This is a genomic window from Antribacter soli (genome assembly GCF_021568775.1).
Taxonomy (GTDB): domain Bacteria; phylum Actinomycetota; class Actinomycetes; order Actinomycetales; family Cellulomonadaceae; genus Antribacter; species Antribacter soli.
This window is the reverse complement of the sequence record NZ_JAKGSG010000062.1, coordinates 1-19,015: the sequence shown is the minus strand read 5'-3', so window position 1 is coordinate 19,015 and position 19,015 is coordinate 1. Positions and strand designations below refer to the sequence as shown.

Genomic DNA, 19,015 nt, shown 5'->3' with positions numbered 1-19,015 from the left:
TGAGTCTAGGGACCGTGCCATGTCAGGCCTTCACGGCGCCGGCCGCGAGGTCGACCTGCCAGAACCGCTGGAGCAGCAGGAACAGCGCGACGAGCGGGATCACGCTCAGCAGGGCACCCGTGATCACCAGCGTGTACATCGCGGGCTGGGACGCACCCTGGTTGAGCAGGCCGGACAGGCCCACCGTGATGGGGAACAGCCTGTCGTCGCCGAGCATGATGTACGGCAGCATGAAGTTGTTCCAGATCGCGACGAACTGGAAGAGGAACACCGTCACGAGGCCGGGCAGCATCATCGGCACGGCCACCTGCGCGAACGTCCGCAGCTCCCCCGCGCCGTCGGTGCGGGCGGCCTCCACCACCTCGTCCGGCACGGCGGCCGCCGCGTAGATGCGCGCGAGATAGATGCCGTACGGGCTGATGATGCTGGGCAGGAGCACGGCCCAGTAGGTGTTGGTCAGCTCGACCTGGGCCAGCATCAGGTACTGCGGGATGGCGAGCACCACGCCGGGCACGAGCACGCCGGCGAGCAGCACGTTGAAGACGGCCGCCTTGCCCGCGAACTGGTACTTCGCGAGCGCGTAGCCCGCCATGGCCGACACGATCGCGGACAGCGCGCCCCCGACTCCCGCGTAGAGCGCGGTGTTGGCCATCCAGCGCCAGAACAGGCCGTCGCGGTAGGCGACCAGCTCGGCGATGTTGTCCAGCAGGTGCGTGGACGGCAAGAACGTGAGCGTCGAGAAGAGCTCACCGGCACTCTTGGTGGACGCCACGACGACCCAGGCGACGGGCAGCAGGCAGTACAGGGCGCCCAGGACCAGGATCGCTGTGGCGATGATGCTGGGGCGGGTCGAGGCACGGACGCTCATCGGTTGTTCTCCTGACCGAACGCCCGCGACTGGACCAGCCGCAGGAACCCGAGGGACAGCACGAACGTGGCCACTGCGATGATCACGGAGGTCGCCGACGCGGAGTACAGGTCGCCGCGCGTGAACGCGTCGCGGTACACCTTCATGAGCGGCGTCCACGTCGTGGAGATCGTGTTGGACAGCGGGCGCAGGGTGGTGGGCTCCGCGAACACCTGGAGCGTCGCGATCATCGAGAAGACGAACGTCATGATGATCGACGGCAGCACGATCGGGATCTTCACGCGCAGCGCGATGCCGACCTGCGACGCCCCGTCGAGCTCCGCGGCCTCGTACAGCTCGGACGGGATGGCCTTGAGCGCCGTGTAGATCACGACCATGTTGAAGCCGACGCCGCCCCAGACCGCGATGTTCGCGACGGCGAACAGCACGAGCCGGTTGGAGAAGAGGGACGGCACGTCCCATCCGAGCTGGTCGAAGACCCAGTAGAACGGGCTCACGCCCGGCAGGTAGAGGAAGCCCCAGAGCAGCGACGAGATCACGGCGGGCACCGCGTACGGCAGGAAGATCGCGATGCGCGAGAAGCGGCGGGCCCGCGAGCGCCGGGCGTCGAGCAGCAGCGCGAAGAGCAGCGCCGAGCCCAGCATCACCGGCACCACGACGAGCCCGTACATGCCCACGCGGCCGACGGACGCCAGGAACTCCGGGTCGGCCAGCGCGCTCGTGTAGTTGGTCAGGCCGTTCCACACCTCGGTGCGCGACCCGGGCCCGAGGCCGAGGCCGCTCACCTTCTCGGTGCGGAAGCTGAGGTACAGCGAGTACAGGATCGGCGCCGCCAGGAAGGCGACGAACAGGACGATCGCGGGGGCCAGGAACGCCCAGGGCGCTGCGGCTCGCCGGGCCGGCACGGTCCGGGAACGCCGGGGCACCTGGGTCGTCCGGCTGGGGGCCGTGCCGCCGAGGGCTCCGGCCAGGTCGTTGGTGGTGGTCACGCAGGCTCCTTCTGCCCGACGCCGGCCGCGGCCTGCCGGGCCCGTCACGATACGACAGGCCCGGCAGGCCTGCGGCGGTGTCACTCCTTGACGCTGAACCCGGAGTTCTTCAGGTCCTCGATGGTTGCGGTCTGGACCGCCTCGACGGCGGCGAGGAATGCAGCCTGCGTGCGGGCCTCCGTCGCCTTGGCGAACTCGTCGTTGTAGGCCGAGTAGGCCACGTTGATGTTCGGGCCGTACGTGAACGGGTTGGCCGTCTGCGCGGTCTCGGCGGCCAGCTCGTAGAAGTCGGGCTGGTTCGAGAAGAAGGCCGGCGGGTCGGCGAGCGCCGCGGTCGAGGCGGGGATGTCGGCCGGGTAGATGCCGGTCTCGTCGACCAGCGCCTGCACGGCGGCCGGGTCGGTGTTGAGCCACTCGATGAACTGCGTGGCCTCCGCCGCGTGCTCGCTCTGGCTCGTCACCGCGGTGGCGGAGCCGCCCCAGTTACCCGTGGCCGGCGCGGCCGCGTCCCACTGCGGCATGGGCGCCATCTTCCACGTGCCCGCCGTGTCGGCGGCGTTGCCGGCGAGCACGCCGGGTGCCCAGATGGCGGAGAGCCAGCCGACCTGCGAGCCGTCGTTGAGCGCGGCGTTCCACTCGGGGGTGTACATCGGCTTGTTGTCGATGATGCCCTCCTCGACGAGGCCACCCCAGTACCCGGCGACCTTCTGCACCTCGGGGCTGTCGATCTGCACGGTCCAGGAGTCACCGTCGATGCCGTACCAGGAGGCGCCGGCCTGCTGGGTGAGGCCGGAGAACCAGCCGGCGTCGTTCGCGGAGAACGTGCCGAGGTACGTGTTCGGGTCCGCCGCGTGGACCGCGCGGGCGACCTCGGCGTACTCCTCCCACGTGGTGGGCACCTCGAGGCCGAGCTCGGCGAACACGTCCTCGCGGTAGTAGAACTGCATGGGGCCGGAGTCCTGCGGCACGGCGTAGACGGCGTCCGAGCCGAGCGTGACGGCATTCCAGACGCCGTCGGGGAAGTGGCCGGCGAGCTCGCCGGAGATCTCGCCCGCGATGTCGGCGAGCGCGCCGGACGAGACGAGCTGCGGGATCTTCTGGTACTCGGCCTGCATGAGGTCGGGGGCACCAGAGCCGGCCTCGATCGCCGTGAGCAGCTTGGTGACCGCCGGGTCGCCGCCGTCCTGCTTGTTCACCGTCACCTGGATGTCCGGGTGCTCGCTGTTCCACACGTCGACGACCTTCTCGATGTTGGGCGCCCAGGCCCAGAACGTCAGCTCGACGGCCTCGCCGTCGGCCGAGTCCCCGCCTGTGCCGCCGCTCGAGCAGGCGGTCGCGAGCAGAGCGGTCGCGGCGACTGCTGCCGCGACCTTGGTGCCTGTGGTCAGGCGCATGAGTCCTCCTCGTCAAGGACCGTCGCGCTGCCGCCGGGGCGAGCTGCCCGGGCGAGTCACGACAGTGTGAGTCTGTGCACGGTCACAGTAGCGACCTCCTGCCACCCGCTGTCAACCTCGATCCACACTTGCCATGTCAGGGTTTAGTCGTGTTATCTGTTCGGTGCACGGCTGGGACCGTGCACAACGACGTGTCAAGGAGATCCACCATGCCCCAGGCGACGCCCCGCCCTGTTCCCGTCGGCCCGGCGTACTCCGGCTGGCTGCCGGGGCTGGACCGCATCTGCTACGGCGGCGACTACAACCCCGAGCAGTGGCCCGACGAGGTGTGGGACGAGGACGTGCGGCTCATGCGCGAAGCCGGCGTGAACCTCGTGAGCATCGGCATCTTCAGCTGGGCGCTCCTGGAGCCGCGCGAGGGCGAGTTCGACTTCGGCTGGCTCGACAGGGTGATCGACCTCCTGCACGCGAACGGGATCCGCGTCGACCTGGGCACGCCCACGACCGTCCCGCCGGCGTGGTTCTTCCACGCCTATCCGCACGCCCGCGTCGTCACACGCGAGGGGGTCGTCCTGGGCCCGGGGTCGCGCGGCATGGTCGCCCCGAGCTCGCCCGAGTACCGCGCCGCCGCCGTGCGCATCACGACCGAGCTCGCGAAGCGCTACGGCCGCCACCCGGCCCTCGCCCTGTGGCACGTGCACAACGAGTACGGCGTGCCGGTCTCCGACGACTACTCCGAGAACGCCCAGCGGGCCTTCCGCACGTGGCTGCGCGAGCGGTACGGCTCGCTCGACGCACTGAACTCCGCGTGGGGCACCCGGTTCTGGGGCCAGGTCTACGGCGACTGGGAGCACGTGCAGGTCCCGGCCGCGGCGCCCAGCGTCATCAACCCGGCGCAGCGCCTGGACTTCGCGCGCTTCACGGACGCGATGCTCCTTCGCTGCTTCACCGCCGAGCGCGACGCGATCCGGGCGTACTCCGACGTGCCGGTGACGACGAACTTCATGGCCGCCGCGTGCGCCTCCACGGACCTGTTCCGCTGGGCCCGCGAGGTCGACGTGGTCTCGAACGACCACTACCTCACGGCCGCCGACCCGCGGAACCACGTGGGCCTCGCGCTCGCCGCCGACCTCACGCGCTCGGTGGCCGGCGGCAAGCCGTGGCTGCTCCTGGAGCACTCCACGTCCGCCGTGAACTGGCAGCCGCGCAACGTGGCCAAGCAACCCGGCGAGATGGCGCGCAACGCCCTGTCCCACCTGGGCCGCGGCGCCGACGCGATCATGTTCTTCCAGTGGCGCGCCTCCCGGTCCGGCGCCGAGAAGTTCCACTCCGCGATGCTCCCGCACGCCGGCACGGGGTCCCGGGTCTGGCGCGAGGTCGTCGAGCTGGGCGCCAACCTGGGCCGCCTGGCGGAGGTCCGCGGCTCGCGGGTGCGCGCCGACGTCGCACTCCTGTGGGACCAGGAGTCGTTCTGGGCGCAGGACCTGGAGTGGCGGCCCAGCGAGGACGCGAGACACCGGGAGCGCCTCGAGGCGTTCTACGACCGCCTGTGGCGCGACGGCCACACCGTCGACCTCGCCGAGCCCGGCCAGGACCTGTCCGGCTACCGCCTCGTCGTCGCCCCCGCCTCCTACCTGCTGCGGGCCGACGACGCGGCGAACCTCACGGCCTACGTCGAGGGCGGCGGCACGCTCCTCGTGTCGTACTTCAGCGGCGTGGTCGACGAGCACGACCGCGTGCACGAGGGCGGCTTCCTGGCGCCGCTGCGCGACGCCCTGGGCCTCACCGTGGAGGAGTTCCTCCCGCTGCGGGCCGGCGACCGGGTGGGCCTCGCGTACGGCACCGGGGGCGCGGGCCTGACGGGCACGGTCTGGGCCGACGACGTCACGCTCGCCGGTGCGCAGGTCGTCGCCTCGTACGTGGACGGGCCCAAGCAGGGCGGCGCGGCGATCACGCGCCACGAGCACGGAGCCGGCACCGGCTGGTACGTGTCCACGCGGCTCGACGTCGGCGCGCTGGCCACGCTCATGGCGGACGTCTACGCGGACGCGGGCCTGTCGCCGTCGGGCCTCGCGGAGGACCTGGAGGTGGTGCGCCGCCACGGCGAGGCCGCCGACTACGTGGTGGCGGTCAACCACTCCGCCACGGACCTGAAGCTCCCCGTCGGGGCGGTGGCCGGACCGGTCACCGACCTGCTGACGGGTGAGCCGGTGACCGGCGAGGTGCCGGTCCCGGCAGGGGGTGCCCGCGTCCTGCGGCTGCCCCGCTGAACCGCTCGCGTGCGGCCCACGCTCCACGGGCCGCACGCGGGCTCCACGTCAAGGAGGACGTCCATGTTCCACCGAGCACGTATCCGAGCCCGGGTGGCTGTCGCGGCCCTGGCCGCCGCGGCCGCGGCGGTCGTCGCGCCGGCCGCCGCCCTGGTCCCGGCCCAGGCCAAGGCCCCGGCCGCCGCCGCGACCCTGGTCAACCCGGGCTTCGAGTCCGGCCTGGCCGGCTGGACCGTGAAGTCCACGACCGGCGACAGGTCCGCGGCGAAGGCCGAGGCCGGCGGCGCCGTCGCGTGGGCCGCGTCCGGCGCGGGCAACCACCTCACGCACTGGGCCGACCACGCGTACCAGGTCACCACCGGCGACGGGGTGTCCGGCCTCACGCAGGGCTGGTGGACCGCGAGCGCCTGGGTGAAGGCGGGCGGCGGGCTCGCCGCCACGCGCCTGACCCTCACGGGGTGCGGCGGCGGCGCGGACGGGTCCGTCGTCGTACCGTCCACCGAGCAGGACGACGCCTGGGTGCAGGTCTCCGTGTCGGCGTACGTGGCCGACGGTTCCTGCACGATCGGGGTCGCGACCGCAGGCACCGCGGGCGCCTGGGTCAACGTGGACGACGTGACGCTGGTGCCCGGCCGGGTCACCCGCGAGATGCGCGGCGGCGACCTGTCCGGTCTGGCCAAGAACGAGGACTTCGGCGCGACGTACGCCGCGTCGAACGGCACGCCGGGCGACGCCGTGGAGCTGCTCGCGGACGCGGGCATGAACGTCGGCCGGCTCAAGGTCTGGGTGGACCCGGCCGACGGGTACAACGAGGTGACGCACGTGGTCGAGTCGGCCCGGCGCATCGAGGCGGCCGGGATGGACCTCATGGTCGACTTCCACTACTCCGACCGCTGGACCGACCCCGGCGCCCAGGGCGTCCCGGCCGCGTGGGCCGGTTCCACAGTCGAGGAGCTCGCCCAGCACGTGCACGACCACACGGCCGAGGTCATGCAGGCGCTGACGGCCGCGGGCGTCAACGCCGAGTACGTGCAGGTCGGCAACGAGATCAACCCCGGGATGCTCTGGCCGTACGGGCAGACCTGGGACGTGGTGCCTGGTGACGGCGTCGACGGCGCGCAGTGGGACAGCCTGGCGCTGTTCCTGACGGCCGGCCACGACGCGGTCAAGGAGGTCTCGCCGGGCACGCAGACGATCCTGCACCTGACCAACATCAACAACGGGATCGGCTCGCTGACCTGGTGGTTCGACGAGGTGACGGCGCGCGACGTGCCGTTCGACCTGATCGGGCTCAGCTACTACGGCTACTGGCACGGCTCCCTCGCCGACCTGCAGGAGGCGGTGTCCACCCTGTCGGCGCGGTACGACCGTGACGTCGTGGTGGTCGAGACCGCGTACCCGTTCACCCTCACCGACGACACCCCGGCCTGGGAGAACGTCATCAACCTGCCGTCGGAGCTGGTCGCGGGGTACCCCGCCACGCCCCAGGGCCAGGCCGCGGCCTTCCGCGCCGTGCAGGACGTCGTGGCCGCCGCCCCCGGCGGCCGCGGCCTCGGCACGATGTACTGGGAGCCGGCGTGGACCTCGGTCGCGGGCAACGGCTGGGACCCGGCCGACCCGTCGTCGGGCAACGCGTGGGAGAACCAGGCGATGTTCGACTTCTCCGGGCGCCTGCTGGCGCCCGTGGCGGCCACCCTGGCGCCCTGACGTCCCGTCCGGGCCTGCGCACCGGAGTTGGTCCTCCGGTGCGCAGGCCCGATCATGGACCAGCACCTACGACGACGAGGAGAGCTCGCACGATGACCGCACACACCACGCCCCAGTGGCTCGACGCCTGGACGCCCGAGGAGGGCGAGGCCCGGGTCCGCGACCTGTTCGCGCAGGCCTTCGGGGAGGCGACCCCGGGCGTGTGGTCGGCGCCCGGGCGCGTGAACCTCATCGGTGAGCACACCGACTACAACGCCGGGCTGTGCCTGCCGACGGCCCTGCCGCACCGCACGTACGCGGCGCTGCGGTCGCGGGACGACGACGTCGTCCGGCTCGTGTCCGCGCAGGCACCGGGCACGGTGTGGGAGGCGCGGCTGTCCGAGGTCGCGCCGGGGGCGGTCGAGGGCTGGGGCGCCTACGTGACCGGCGTCGCGTGGGCCCTCTCGGAGGCCGGGCACAAGATCAGCGGCTTCGACGCCGCCGTCGACTCGTGCGTGCCGTTCGGCGCCGGGCTGTCGTCGTCAGCCGCTCTGGAGGCGGCCTTCGCGGTCGCGCTCGACGCGGTCGCCGGCCTCGGCCTCGCGTCGTCCGACGCCGGTCGCGCCGTCCTGGTCGACGCCTGCCGGCGCGCGGAGAACGAGATCGCGGGCGCGCCGACGGGCGGACTCGACCAGTCGGCGTCGCTGCGCTGCGGGGAGGGCCACGCCCTCCTGCTCGACTTCCGGCCGGGGCTGACCTCGTCCGAGTCGGCACGGCAGGTGCCGTTCGACCTCGCGTCGGCGGGGCTCACGCTGCTCGTCGTGGACACGCGGGCCGAGCACTCCCACGCCACGGGCGAGTACGGGACCCGGCGGGCGTCGTGCGAGGAGGCCGCCGAGCTGCTCGGCGTGGCGTCCCTGCGCGAGGTCACAGACCTCGGGGCGGCCGTCGACACGCTCCTGCTGCACGACTCCACCGGCGTCCTCGTCCGGCGCGTGCGCCACGTCGTCAGGGAGATCGAGCGCACCGCGGCGTTCGCCGACCTTGTCGGTGCGGGCCGCGTCGACGAGGTCGGGCCGCTCATGGTCGCCTCGCACGAGTCGCTGCGCGACGACTACGAGGTCTCGTGCCGTGAGCTCGACCTCGTCGTGTCGGCCGCGCTCGACGCGGGCGCGCTGGGCGCGCGGATGACGGGCGGCGGCTTCGGCGGCTCGGCGATCGCCCTGGTCCGGGTGTCCGACGAAGAGCGGGTCGCCCAGGCGGTCGCCGACGCGTTCGCGGCGGCGTCCCTCACGCCCCCGGCCTTCCTGGACGCCCCGCCGTCGGCCCCGGCGGGCTGATCACCCGCCCGCGGTTGTGGGGGGGGGGGGGGGGGGGGGGGGGGGGGGGGGGGGGGGGGGGGGGGGGGGCCGCGCCGGGGGGGGCGGGGGGGGGGGCGGGGGGGGGGGGCGCCCGCCCCCCCCCCCCCCCCCCCCCCGCTCCCCTACCCACTGCGCCGGGGCGGACGCTCAGTACCGGATCGCGTCGATCACCTTCACGCGCACCGCGTAGATCGCCGGGATCAGGCCCGCGAGCGCCCCGACGGCGATCGCGCACGCCATGCCGACGAGCGCCGCGCTGAGCGGGAACGGCGGCTTGTCCTGCAGCGCGGTACCGAAGACCGCCTCCACCGGGATGTTCTTCACGACCGCCACCGCGATCACGACGCCGATCACGCCCGCGACGAACGTCGCGACGACCGACTCCATGAGCACACCGAAGAACACACGCCCGCCCGTCGCCCCGAACGACCGCCGGATGCCGATCTCCCGGATCCGGTAGCGCACCGTGACGAGGCCGATGTTGAGCAGGCCGAGCCCGCCGAGCAGCAGCGCGAACCCGCCGACCCCGAGAACGATCCACCGCGAGGCACTGTCGAGGAGGAACGCGTCGGTGAACGGCGGCTCCACGGACGCCGTGAACCCGGCGGCGACGAGGTCGCGCTCGATCACCTGGCCCAGGTCGGCAGCGTTCGCGGGCGGCACCCAGAAGCGGTACATCTCGGCGCGGGCGGAGTCCGGCGCCCAGCGGAGCGCGTGGTCGAACAGCAGGAGGGCCCGCGGCCCCTCCTCGGGGTACTGCACCGGCACGGTGCCGATCACGGCCGCGGTCACGGGGGTGTCGCCGCCGAGCAGCACGGTGGGGTGCTCCGCGACGGTCGCCCCGCCGGCGAACGCGTCGAGGAACGGCTGGTTGACCACGAGGACCGGCGCGAACTGCTGGGCGTCGGCCTCGGTGAACCAGCGTCCGCCGTCGACGTCGAGCCGCAGGATCGTGCCGTAGTCCGGGTCGACGAACTGGACCTGCTCGATCGGCTGGTCTCCGCCGCCGGTGCGCACCGACAGGCTCCCCCAGGACTCGACCGAGTAGTACGTGATGCCGTACCGCTCCGTGACGGAGTCCACCGCCGCGTCGATCTCGGCAGCGGGCGGCGGTACCGGCGACGACGACCAGAGGCTCGCGACGAGCGTGGTGTCCCGTCCGGCCATCCGCTCGCCCTGTTCCTGCATCGCCTGCTGCAGCATCGTCACGGCCGCGGTGACGGCCGTGATCGCGGTGACGGCCGCCGCCACGCCGATCAGCGCGAGCAGGACGCGCACCTTGTGGATGCGCAGCTCGTCCCACGCCTCGAGGATCGCGCCGACCACGCCGCTCAGGAACCCGCTCATGCGGTCGCCTCCAGCTCGTGCGCACCGCGCTGCCCGACGGCGGACCCCGCCCCGGCCGGGCTCATCCCCCCGAGGGGCACCTCCGCGGACTCGACCACCGCCGCGGGCGAGTCGAGGTGGATGGGGACCAGGACGCCGTCGGCCAGCCGGAACTGACGGTCCGCGCGGGACGCGATGGCGAGGTCGTGCGTGATCGTGACGAGGGCCGCGCCGGTGTCCGTCGCCGCCTCGTCGAGGAGGTCCATGATCGCGCGGCCGGTGTCGACGTCGAGCGCGCCCGTTGGCTCGTCGGCGAGGATGACACGCGGCCCGCGCACGAGGGCGCGCGCGATGGCGACGCGCTGCTGCTCGCCGCCCGACAGCTTCTCCGGCATGGTCTCGAGCCGGTCGCCCAGGCCGACGCGATCCAGCATCTGCGCCGCCAGGCGCGTGCGCGTCCAGAACTTGCGGCCGCGCGCGTAGAGCAGCGGGGCCGCGACGTTCTCCAGGGCGGTGCGGCCCTGGAGCAGGTTGAACTGCTGGAACACGAAGCCGAAGTCGTCGCCGCGCCGTCGGGCGCGCGCCCGGCTGCGCAGGCGGCCGATCGGTGTTCCCTCCAGGAGGTACTCGCCCGATGTCGGGGAGTCGATGAGGCCCAGGATGTTGAGCAGCGTCGACTTGCCCGTGCCGGACCGGCCGACGACGGCGACGTGCTCGCCCGGCCCGACCGTCAGGTCGACGCCGCGCAGGATCTCCAGCTTCCGGCCGTCGGGCAGGACCACGTCCCGCGTCACGCCGCGCAGGTCGACCAGGGCGAGCTGCGCGGGCGGCTCGGGGGCGAGCTCGGCGAGGGGTTCGGCGACAGTCCCTGTGGTGGCGGCGTCCGTCATCCGAAGCACGCCTCCTCGAACGCCCGGGCGGCCTCCATGTCGCCGGATGCCATGGCTGCTTCGTAGGCAGCGGGGTCGTCGCAGTCGGGACCTGCCTCGGTCCCGTCGGCGAGCGGCGTGAACTCGAGGATCGTGTCGCCCTCGGCGAGCCCCTCCGTCACCTGGACGGTCTGCCCGTCGGTGAGGCCCAGCTTGACCTCGCGCTGCTCGGGCTCGGCGCCCTCCTCGGCGACGACCCACACCTTGCCCGCCTGCGCGGAGCCCAGCACGGCGCTGACCGGCACCACGACGACGTCCTTCGCCTCGCCGTTCGTGATCGCGATCTCCGCGCCCAGGCCCGCGAACGCCGTGACGCCGGCCGGGATGGCGCAGCGCACCGCACCGGTCGTCGTGGCCGCCGGGTCGGCGGCAGGGTCGGCGCCGCCCGTGGGGGCGGCGGCAGCGCCGATCGTCAGGCCCGTGCAGGTGAACGGCGCGGGCCCGCCCTTGAGCGTCACCTGTGCCTCGCCGGACGCGCCGACCAGCCGGTACTGCTGGTCGGCGGTGAGGGTGCCCGTCACCGACAGCGTCCCAGGGGAGATCGTGCCGATGGTCTCGCCGACGGACACCTCCTCGTCCTTGAGGACCGTCACGTCGAGCGTGCCGCCGGTCGGCGCCTTGACCGTCGTGATCGTGACCTTGGGCTTGCGCTCGGTCACGGTCTCCTCTCCGGTTTCGGGGTCCGTCGCGACGAGCGGCTCCTGCGGCTCCTCGAGGCGGATCTTCAGCACCTCGGCGTCGCCCGCGACCGCGCCGTCGGCGGCGAGGATCTCCGACACCTTGCCCACGGCGGTGGCCTTCACGTCGACCGGCGCGTCCGCGACGACGGAGGCGGGGACCGTCACGGCGTTCGTGATCGTGCCGAGGCCGACCGGGATGGTGCTCTGGGTGATCTCACCCGTGGGCTGGAGGGCGTCCGGCGGGTCGAGCTCGGCGCCGGTGAACGCGATCTTCACCAGGGCCGCCGCGATCACGGCCCAGATGATGATGCGCACGATGGGAAAGACATACTGCCGGGTGATACCCAAGACGGGCTCCTCGCGTCGGCGCGTGATGCGGCGGGTGTGTGAGGGCCGGTGCGATCAGGTGACCTGCACCGACGACGTGAGCACGGAGAGCGGCGGAATCTCGATGGCATGTCCTCGACACCCGCCGCACCTCGCGCTCAGCACGGTACTACACACTGCGCACTAGCAAAACCCTCTCCGCCGGTGTTGCGCTGCGGGTATGCAAAAGGCGGGTATTCATGACCGAATACCCGCCTTTTGCATACCCACAGCGCAGGGGTTACAGCTCGTACGTGGCGACCAGCGCGGCGTGGTCGCTCCAGCGCTCGTCGTACGTCGCCGCCCGGTCCACCTCGACCTTGCGGCACAGGTCCGCGAGCGCCGCGTTGGCGAGCTGGTAGTCGATGCGCCAGCCGGAGTCCTTCTCGTAGGCCTTGCCGCGCCATGACCACCACGTGTACGGGCCGGGACCCTCGCCGCCGTGCACACGGCCGAGGTCGGTCCACCCGGACGCGAACCAGCGGTCCAGGTAGGCACGCTCCTCGGGCAGGAAGCCGGCGCTCTTCCGGTTGCCCTTCCAGTTCGCGATGTCCACGTTCTGGTGGGCGATGTTCAGGTCGCCGGCCACGACGACGGGGCGCGCGAGCGCCGCGAGCTCGCCGAGCCGCTCGGTCACCTTGTCGAGGTAGGCGTACTTGGCGGTCATCGTCGCCTCCTGCCCGGGGCTGGTGGACCCCGAGTGCAGATAGGTCGACACGACGGTGAGCAGGCCGCCCCCGGGCAGCTCGAGGTCGGCCTCGACCCAGCGGCCCGTGTCGACGGGCGGCTCGGGCTCGCCCTTGCCCAGGCCCACGCGCACCGTGTGCACGGGCAGGCGGGACGCCACCAGGACGCCGGCCCGGCCCTTGATGTCGCAGGACTGGTGCGCGACCCGCCACCCCGGGAGGAGCTCGTTCACCACGTCGTCGGGCGCGCGCACCTCCTGCAGGAGCAGCACGTCCGGCGACCGGGTGGCGATCCAGGAGTCCATCCCGCGGCGGAACGCGGCGCGGATCCCGTTGACGTTGGCGGCGGCAATCAGCAGAGGCACCCGCGCAGCCTACGTCCCGGGCCTGGCTCAGACGTGTCATCGTCCGCGCGAGCCTGCGCCTCCGGCTCAGGCAGGCTGCGTCGCCGTGACGTCCCCTCGGTACGCCGCCTCCAGCGTCGGGATGTCGATCTTGCCCATCTGCAGCATCGCCTGGGTGGCCCGCATGTTCGCCTCGGTGGTGTAGTCACCGCACAGCTCCTCGAGGCGCTTCGGGATCACCTGCCACGAGACCCCGAACTGGTCCTTGCACCAGCCGCAGGGGCCGGGCTCTCCGCCCTCGGAGGTCAGGACGTCCCAGAAGTGGTCCACCTCGTCCTGGGTGTCGACCGTCAGGAGGAACGAGAACGCGTCGTCGAGCTTGAAGGTCGGACCGGCGTTGAGCCCGGTCACGGGCATACCCGCGACGGTGAACTCGACGACCATCGAGCTGCCGGGCTCTACCCCGGGCATGCCCGCCGGAGCCTTGACGACCAGCCCGACGGAAGAGTCCGGGATGTGCTCGGCGTAGAAGCGCGCCGCCTCTTCCGCCTTGTTGTTGCCGAACCACAGATGCGTACGGATGTCGACCATGACAGCCTCCTCGTCTCGGGGTCCCCCCGTCGAGGATCCCTCAGGAGCACAGACCGTGCCAGGCGGCAGATCTCATCGGCACAGCGGCGCCGAAGGCGCACGACGCCGACGTGGTCCGCTTCGAGAACACGATCAGGTATCGCTCGGGGCTTCGACGCGATACCTGATCGCGTTCTCGAGGCGGACCACCACCGGACGGCCTGAGGTCAGGTCTGGGCGAGCGCCCGCTCCGCCGTCTCCACGACGTTCGCGAGCAGCATGGCCCGGGTCATCGGGCCGACGCCGCCCGGGTTGGGCGACACCCACCCGGCGACCTCGGCCGCCTCGGGCGACACGTCGCCGACCACGCGCGACCTGCCCGTCTCCGGGTCCGTCGCGCGGGACACGCCCACGTCGACGAGCACCGCGCCCGGCTTGACCATGTCGCCGGTCACGATGCCGGGCACGCCGGCCGCCGCGACGACGACGTCGGCCCGGCGCACGAGGTCCGCGAGCTCCTTCGTGCCCGTGTGCGTGAGCGTGACCGTCGCGTTCACGGCACGGCGCGTGAGCAGCAGCCCGATCGGCCGGCCGACGGTGACGCCGCGGCCGAGGACCACGACCTCCTTGCCGGCCAGCGAGATCCCGTGCCGCTCGATCAGCTCGACGATGCCGCGCGGGGTGCACGGCAGCGGCGAGTCGATGTCCTCGTTCACGCGCAGGACGAGGCGGCCCAGGTTGGTCGGGTGCAGGCCGTCGGCGTCCTTGCCCGGGTCCACGAGCTCCAGGACGCGGTTGGTGTCGATGCCCTTCGGCAGCGGGAGCTGCACGATGAACCCGGTGCAGGCCGGGTCCTCGTTGAGGCGCCGGACGGCCGCCTCGATCTCCTCCTGCGTCGCGTCTCCGGGCAGGTCGGCCCGGATCGACGCGATCCCGACCTCGGCGCAGTCGCGGTGCTTGCCCGCGACGTACCACTGGGAACCCGGGTCCTCGCCCACGAGCAGCGTCCCGAGGCCCGGGGTCACACCCTGGGCCCGGAGCGCGTCCACCCGCGTGCGGAGCTCCGCCTTGATCGCCGAAGCTGTGGCCTTGCCGTCGAGGACCCGCGCCGTCGTCTCCCCCGTCACCGGCGTCGTCACTGGGCGAGCCCCGGGTAGAGCGGGAAGTCGGCGGTCAGCTTCGCCACACGCGCCGAGAGCGCGTCGACGTCGGCCGTCGCCCCGTCGCGCAGCGCGATCGCGATGATGTCCGCCACCTCGGTGAACTCCGCGTCGCCGAAGCCGCGGGTCGCCAGCGCCGGCGTGCCGATGCGCAGGCCCGACGTCACGCGCGGCGGGCGCGGGTCGAACGGGACGGCGTTGCGGTTCACGGTGATGCCGGCGTCGTGCAGGAGGTCCTCCGCCTGCTGGCCGTCGAGGGCGGAGCTGCGCAGGTCCACGAGCACCAGGTGCACGTCCGTGCCGCCGGTCAGCACAGAGACGCCCTTCGACCTGACGTCGGCCTCCAGCAGGCGGTCCGCGATGATCTGCGCGCCACGCAGGGTGCGCTCCTGACGGTCGCGGAAACCCTCGGACGCGGCGATCTTGAACGCCACGGCCTTGGCGGCCACGACGTGCATGAGCGGGCCGCCCTGCTGGCCCGGGAACACCGCGGAGTCGATCTTCTTGGCGTACTCCTCCTTGGAGAGGATGAAGCCGGAGCGCGGGCCGCCGATGGTCTTGTGCACCGTCGACGAGACGACGTCGGCGTACGGCACCGGCGACGGGTGCAGGCCGGCGGCGACGAGGCCCGCGAAGTGCGCCATGTCCACCCACAGCTTCGCGCCCACCTCGTCCGCGACCTCGCGGAACGCCGCGAAGTCGAGGTGGCGCGGGTAGGCCGACCAGCCGGCGATGATCACGTCGGGACGGTGCTCGAGGGCGGTCTTGCGCACCTCGTCCATCTCGATGCGGTGCGAGTGCGGGTCCACCCCGTAGGCGGCCACGTCGTAGAGCTTGCCGGAGAAGTTGATCTTCATGCCGTGCGTGAGGTGGCCGCCGTGGGCCAGCTCGAGGCCGAGGATCTTGTCGCCCGCGTTGATGAGGGCGTGCAGCACGGCGGCGTTGGCCTGCGCGCCGGCGTGCGACTGGACGTTCGCGTGCTCGGCGCCGAACAGGGACTTCGCACGGGCGATCGCGAGGTTCTCCGCGATGTCGACCTGCTCGCAGCCGCCGTAGTAGCGCCTGCCGGGGTAGCCCTCGGCGTACTTGTTGGTGAGGACGGAGCCCTGCGCCTGGAGCACGGCGCGGGGCACGAAGTTCTCGGACGCGATCATCTCGAGGGTGTCGCGCTGGCGGGTGAGCTCGCCGTCGAGGACGGCGGCGATCTCGGGGTCGACGTCGGCGAGCGGCGCGTTCATGACGTCGGCGGGAAGGGGAGTCTGGGCGCTCATGCGTCTCCTCGGTTGCTGACGGGGGCCGTGGCCCGGGCCCCGTGGCTGGACTGACGGTTGAGTGACCCCGGGCCCAGGCGAACGACCCTTCGTCTGCACAGCACGTCGCTCCCCGGTGGTCGGTCCCACCTGACGCGCCCGCCACCGCTCAGGGTGGGGGCGCGGCGTGCGCCAGTCGCGACCCGACAAGCCTAGCAAGGCCGGGCGGGCCGCCCCAGGCGCGAGAGATGGCGGAAGCCCCCCGGGGGGTGGGGCTCCCGCCATCCCGGTTTCCCACGGCGCCGGGGCGCGACGCCGGGGTCCGGTGCGCCGGGCGGCTCAGGCGAGCGTCGCCCGGCGCTTGCTCACGATGTCCAGGGTGACCGCCAGAAGCAGCACCAGGCCCTTGATGACCTGCTGCCACGCCGAGTCGACGCCCATGATGGACAGGCCCATGTTCAGTACGCCCATGATGAGCGCGCCGATCATGGCGCCGGAGATGCGGCCCACGCCACCCGCGACCGCGGTGCCGCCGATGAAGCAGGCGGCGATGGCGTCGAGCTCGTAGTTGGTGCCGGCGGCCGCGACGCCCGCGCCGGCCCGGGACGTGGTGACCACGGCAGCGACGGCGGAGAGCAGACCCATGTTCACGAAGATCATGAAGTCCGTGCGGCGCGCGTCGACGCCCGACAGGATCGCCGCGAGGCGGTTGCCGCCCACCGCGTAGATGTGCCGGCCGTACACCGTCCGGTTGAGCACGAACGAGAACGCGATGATGAGCACGCCGACGATCAGCAGCACGATCGGGGTGCCGCCCGCGCTGAGCGACAGCCAGTACGTCACGAGGCCGATGAGCAGGCCGATCACGACCAGCTTGCCGACGAACGCGAACAGCGGCTCGGCCGTGAGCTGGTGCTTGATCAGCGAGCGGCGGGCACGGAACTGCGACCACGCGAGGCCGCCGATGCCGACGGCGCCGATCACGAGGGTGAGCGCGTCGAGCTGCCCCGAATAGCCGAGCCACGCGGGCAGGTAGCCGTTCGAGATGCTGTTGAAGCCCTCGGGCAGGCCTGCCACGGTGGTGCCGACGAGCACGATCGCGAGGCCGCGGAAGATCAGCATGCCGGCCAGCGTCACGATGAACGCCGGGATTCCGACGTACGCGATCCAGAAGCCCTGCCACGCTCCGACCAGCGCGCCGAGCAGGAGCGACAGCAGGACGGCCACGAACCACGGCAGGTCCCACTCGGCGATCATGATCGCGCACAGGCCGCCGACGAACGCGACGACGGACCCGACCGACAGGTCGATGTGCCCGGCGACGATGACCATGACCATGCCGATGGCCAGGATCATCACGTACGCGTTCTGCTGGATCAGCGTCGCGATGTTGTTCGGGTACAGCAGCCGTCCGCCCGTGAGGGCCTGGAACAGCAGCACGATCAGAAGGAGCGCCGCGACGATGCCGTACTGGCGGACGTTGCGGCCGAGGTACTCCCGCACGGCGTTCATCGGGTCTTCTCCATCGTCATGTAGCGCATGAGTTCTTCCTGTGTGGCCTGCTCGCGCGGCACCTCCCCGGTGATCCGGCCCTGCGACATCGCGTAGATGCGGTCGCAGAGACCGATGAGCTCGGGCAGCTCGGAGGAGATGACGATCACGGCCTTCCCGGAGTCCGCGAGCGCGTTGATGATCCCGTAGATCTCGTACTTGGCGCCGACGTCGATGCCACGCGTCGGCTCGTCGAGGATCAGCACGTCGGGGTCGGAGAAGACCCACTTGCTGAGCACGACCTTCTGCTGGTTGCCGCCGGACAGCTTGCCGACGACAGACTCGACGGACGGCGCCTTGATCCGGAACTCCTGGCGGTACTTCTCGGCGACCCCCACCTCCTCCTCGCCGCGCATGACGCCCCACCAGGTGGAGAGCTTGCCGAGCGCGGAGGTGGAGATGTTCTCGCGGACCGTCTGGATGAGGTTGAGGCCGAACCGCTTGCGGTCCTCCGTGGCGTACGCCAGCCCGTGGGCGATCGCCTGGGAGACGGACCTCGGGTGGATCTCCCGCCCGTCCTTGTAGAGCTTGCCGGTGATGCGAGCGCCCCAGGCCTGCCCGAACACGCTCATCGCGAGCTCGGTGCGCCCGGCGCCCATCAGCCCGGCGATGCCGACGATCTCGCCGGCCCGGACGGTCAGGTTCGCCCGGTCGACGACGACGCGGTCGGTGTCGATCGGGTGGTGCACCGTCCAGTCCTCGACCCGCAGCACCTCGTCGCCGACGGTGGGACTGTGGTCGGGGAACCGGCTGTCGAGCGGGCGGCCGACCATGCCGCGGATGATGCGGTCCTCGTCGACGACCTCGGTCGCGAAGTCGAGCGTCTCGATCGTGCGGCCGTCGCGGATGACCGTGACGCGGTCGGCGATCGCGGTGATCTCGTTGAGCTTGTGACTGATGATGATGCAGGTGATGCCCTGCTCGCGGAACAGCCGGATCAGTCCGAGCAGGTGCTCGCTGTCGTCGTCGTTCAGCGCGGCGGTCGGCTCGTCCAGGATGAGCACGTCCACGTCCTTGGACAGCGCTTTCGCGATCTCCACGAGCTGCTGCTTGCCCACGCCGAGGTCGGACGGCGTCGTCTCCGGCTTCTCCCGGAGCCCGACGCGCGCGAGCAGCTTCGCTGCCTCGCCGCGGGTGGCGTTCCAGTCGAGGACGCCCGCGCTGGCCTTCTCGTTACCGAGGAAGATGTTCTCGGCGATCGAGAGGTAGGGGATCAGCGCCAGCTCCTGATGGATGATGACGATGCCCTTGGCCTCGCTGTCCCTGATACCCCGGAAGGACGTCTTCTCGCCCGCGTAGACGACGTCGCCGTCGTAGGTGCCGTGCGGGTAGACCCCGGACAGCACCTTCATCAGCGTCGACTTGCCGGCGCCGTTCTCGCCGCAGATCGCGTGTACCTCGCCACGACGCACCTGCAGGGTCACGTCCTGCAGCGCCTTCACGCCGGGGAACTCCTTGGTGATCCCCAGCATCTCGAGGACGTAGTCCTCGCCCTTCACGTCAACCATGGCGTTCTCCAGCCTCATTTCTTTCGCCGAAGTAGTCACCTCGTCCGCGAACCTCGCCGCATCACGCGGCGAGGTTC

The 19,015-nt window shown here is 71.9% G+C and carries 15 protein-coding genes; 3 read left to right on the top strand and 12 right to left on the bottom strand.

Annotation, left to right across the window (positions count from 1 at the left end; translation table 11 throughout):
- Nucleotides 1-22 precede the first annotated feature (22 nt).
- From L1785_RS21165 to L1785_RS21155, 3 genes are all read right to left on the bottom strand, one after another.
- Nucleotides 23-868, bottom strand: coding sequence for a carbohydrate ABC transporter permease (locus L1785_RS21165; protein WP_236091234.1), 846 nt, complete (start codon nucleotides 866-868; stop codon nucleotides 23-25).
- Entirely contained in the window at nucleotides 865-1,794 is a 930-nt protein-coding gene (locus L1785_RS21160) for a carbohydrate ABC transporter permease (protein WP_236091262.1), read from the bottom strand. The genes L1785_RS21165 and L1785_RS21160 overlap by 4 nt, the downstream gene beginning before the upstream one ends.
- A 143-nt stretch (nucleotides 1,795-1,937) precedes the next feature.
- Nucleotides 1,938-3,251, bottom strand: a complete 1,314-nt coding sequence (locus tag L1785_RS21155; RefSeq protein WP_236091233.1) for an ABC transporter substrate-binding protein — start codon at nucleotides 3,249-3,251, stop codon at nucleotides 1,938-1,940.
- A 209-nt stretch (nucleotides 3,252-3,460) separates the two neighbouring features.
- On the opposite strand from L1785_RS21155, the gene L1785_RS21150 reads away from it, so the two are divergent.
- The 3 genes from L1785_RS21150 (at nucleotide 3,461) to galK (ending at nucleotide 8,547) form a co-directional block, all read left to right on the top strand.
- Nucleotides 3,461-5,521, top strand: a complete 2,061-nt coding sequence (locus L1785_RS21150; RefSeq protein ID WP_236091232.1) for a beta-galactosidase — start codon at nucleotides 3,461-3,463, stop codon at nucleotides 5,519-5,521.
- A gap of 63 nt (nucleotides 5,522-5,584) precedes the next feature.
- Nucleotides 5,585-7,228, top strand: a complete 1,644-nt coding sequence (locus tag L1785_RS21145) for a glycoside hydrolase family 53 protein (RefSeq protein ID WP_236091231.1) — start codon at nucleotides 5,585-5,587, stop codon at nucleotides 7,226-7,228.
- Between the two features lie 92 nt (nucleotides 7,229-7,320).
- The gene (gene galK, locus L1785_RS21140) at nucleotides 7,321-8,547 is read left to right on the top strand and encodes a galactokinase (RefSeq protein WP_236091230.1); all 1,227 of its coding nucleotides are present in this window, start codon (nucleotides 7,321-7,323) and stop codon (nucleotides 8,545-8,547) included.
- 168 nt (nucleotides 8,548-8,715) lie between these two features.
- Here the strand turns inward: galK and L1785_RS21135 are convergent, their stop codons facing one another.
- The 9 genes from L1785_RS21135 to mmsA all read right to left on the bottom strand — a co-directional run bounded on the left by L1785_RS21135 (nucleotide 8,716) and on the right by mmsA (nucleotide 18,938).
- Nucleotides 8,716-9,915 (bottom strand): ABC transporter permease, encoded by a 1,200-nt coding sequence (locus tag L1785_RS21135; RefSeq protein WP_236091229.1) that lies wholly within the window; start codon nucleotides 9,913-9,915, stop codon nucleotides 8,716-8,718.
- Nucleotides 9,912-10,784, bottom strand: a complete 873-nt coding sequence (locus L1785_RS21130) for an ABC transporter ATP-binding protein (protein WP_236091228.1) — start codon at nucleotides 10,782-10,784, stop codon at nucleotides 9,912-9,914. Before L1785_RS21130 ends, L1785_RS21135 begins: the two co-directional genes overlap by 4 nt.
- Nucleotides 10,781-11,851, bottom strand: a complete 1,071-nt coding sequence (locus L1785_RS21125) for a permuted SH3 domain-containing protein (protein ID WP_236091227.1) — start codon at nucleotides 11,849-11,851, stop codon at nucleotides 10,781-10,783. The genes L1785_RS21130 and L1785_RS21125 overlap by 4 nt, the downstream gene beginning before the upstream one ends.
- A 259-nt stretch (nucleotides 11,852-12,110) precedes the next feature.
- The gene (locus tag L1785_RS21120; protein WP_236091226.1) at nucleotides 12,111-12,920 is read right to left on the bottom strand and encodes an exodeoxyribonuclease III; all 810 of its coding nucleotides are present in this window, start codon (nucleotides 12,918-12,920) and stop codon (nucleotides 12,111-12,113) included.
- A 66-nt stretch (nucleotides 12,921-12,986) separates the two neighbouring features.
- A complete protein-coding gene (locus L1785_RS21115) occupies nucleotides 12,987-13,490 on the bottom strand; it encodes a VOC family protein (protein ID WP_236091225.1) in 504 nt (167 codons plus the stop codon).
- Between the two features lie 206 nt (nucleotides 13,491-13,696).
- On the bottom strand, nucleotides 13,697-14,608 hold the full coding sequence (locus tag L1785_RS21110) for a bifunctional methylenetetrahydrofolate dehydrogenase/methenyltetrahydrofolate cyclohydrolase (RefSeq protein WP_236091224.1): 912 nt from the start codon (nucleotides 14,606-14,608) through the stop codon (nucleotides 13,697-13,699).
- A complete protein-coding gene (gene glyA, locus L1785_RS21105) occupies nucleotides 14,605-15,900 on the bottom strand; it encodes a serine hydroxymethyltransferase (RefSeq protein ID WP_283250205.1) in 1,296 nt (431 codons plus the stop codon). Before glyA ends, L1785_RS21110 begins: the two co-directional genes overlap by 4 nt.
- A gap of 318 nt (nucleotides 15,901-16,218) precedes the next feature.
- Complete coding sequence (mmsB, locus tag L1785_RS21100) at nucleotides 16,219-17,391, bottom strand: multiple monosaccharide ABC transporter permease (RefSeq protein ID WP_236091223.1); 1,173 nt, start codon at nucleotides 17,389-17,391, stop codon at nucleotides 16,219-16,221.
- Nucleotides 17,388-18,938, bottom strand: coding sequence for a multiple monosaccharide ABC transporter ATP-binding protein (gene mmsA / locus L1785_RS21095; RefSeq protein WP_236091222.1), 1,551 nt, complete (start codon nucleotides 18,936-18,938; stop codon nucleotides 17,388-17,390). The genes mmsB and mmsA overlap by 4 nt, the downstream gene beginning before the upstream one ends.
- Between the last annotated feature and the right edge of the window lie 77 nt (nucleotides 18,939-19,015).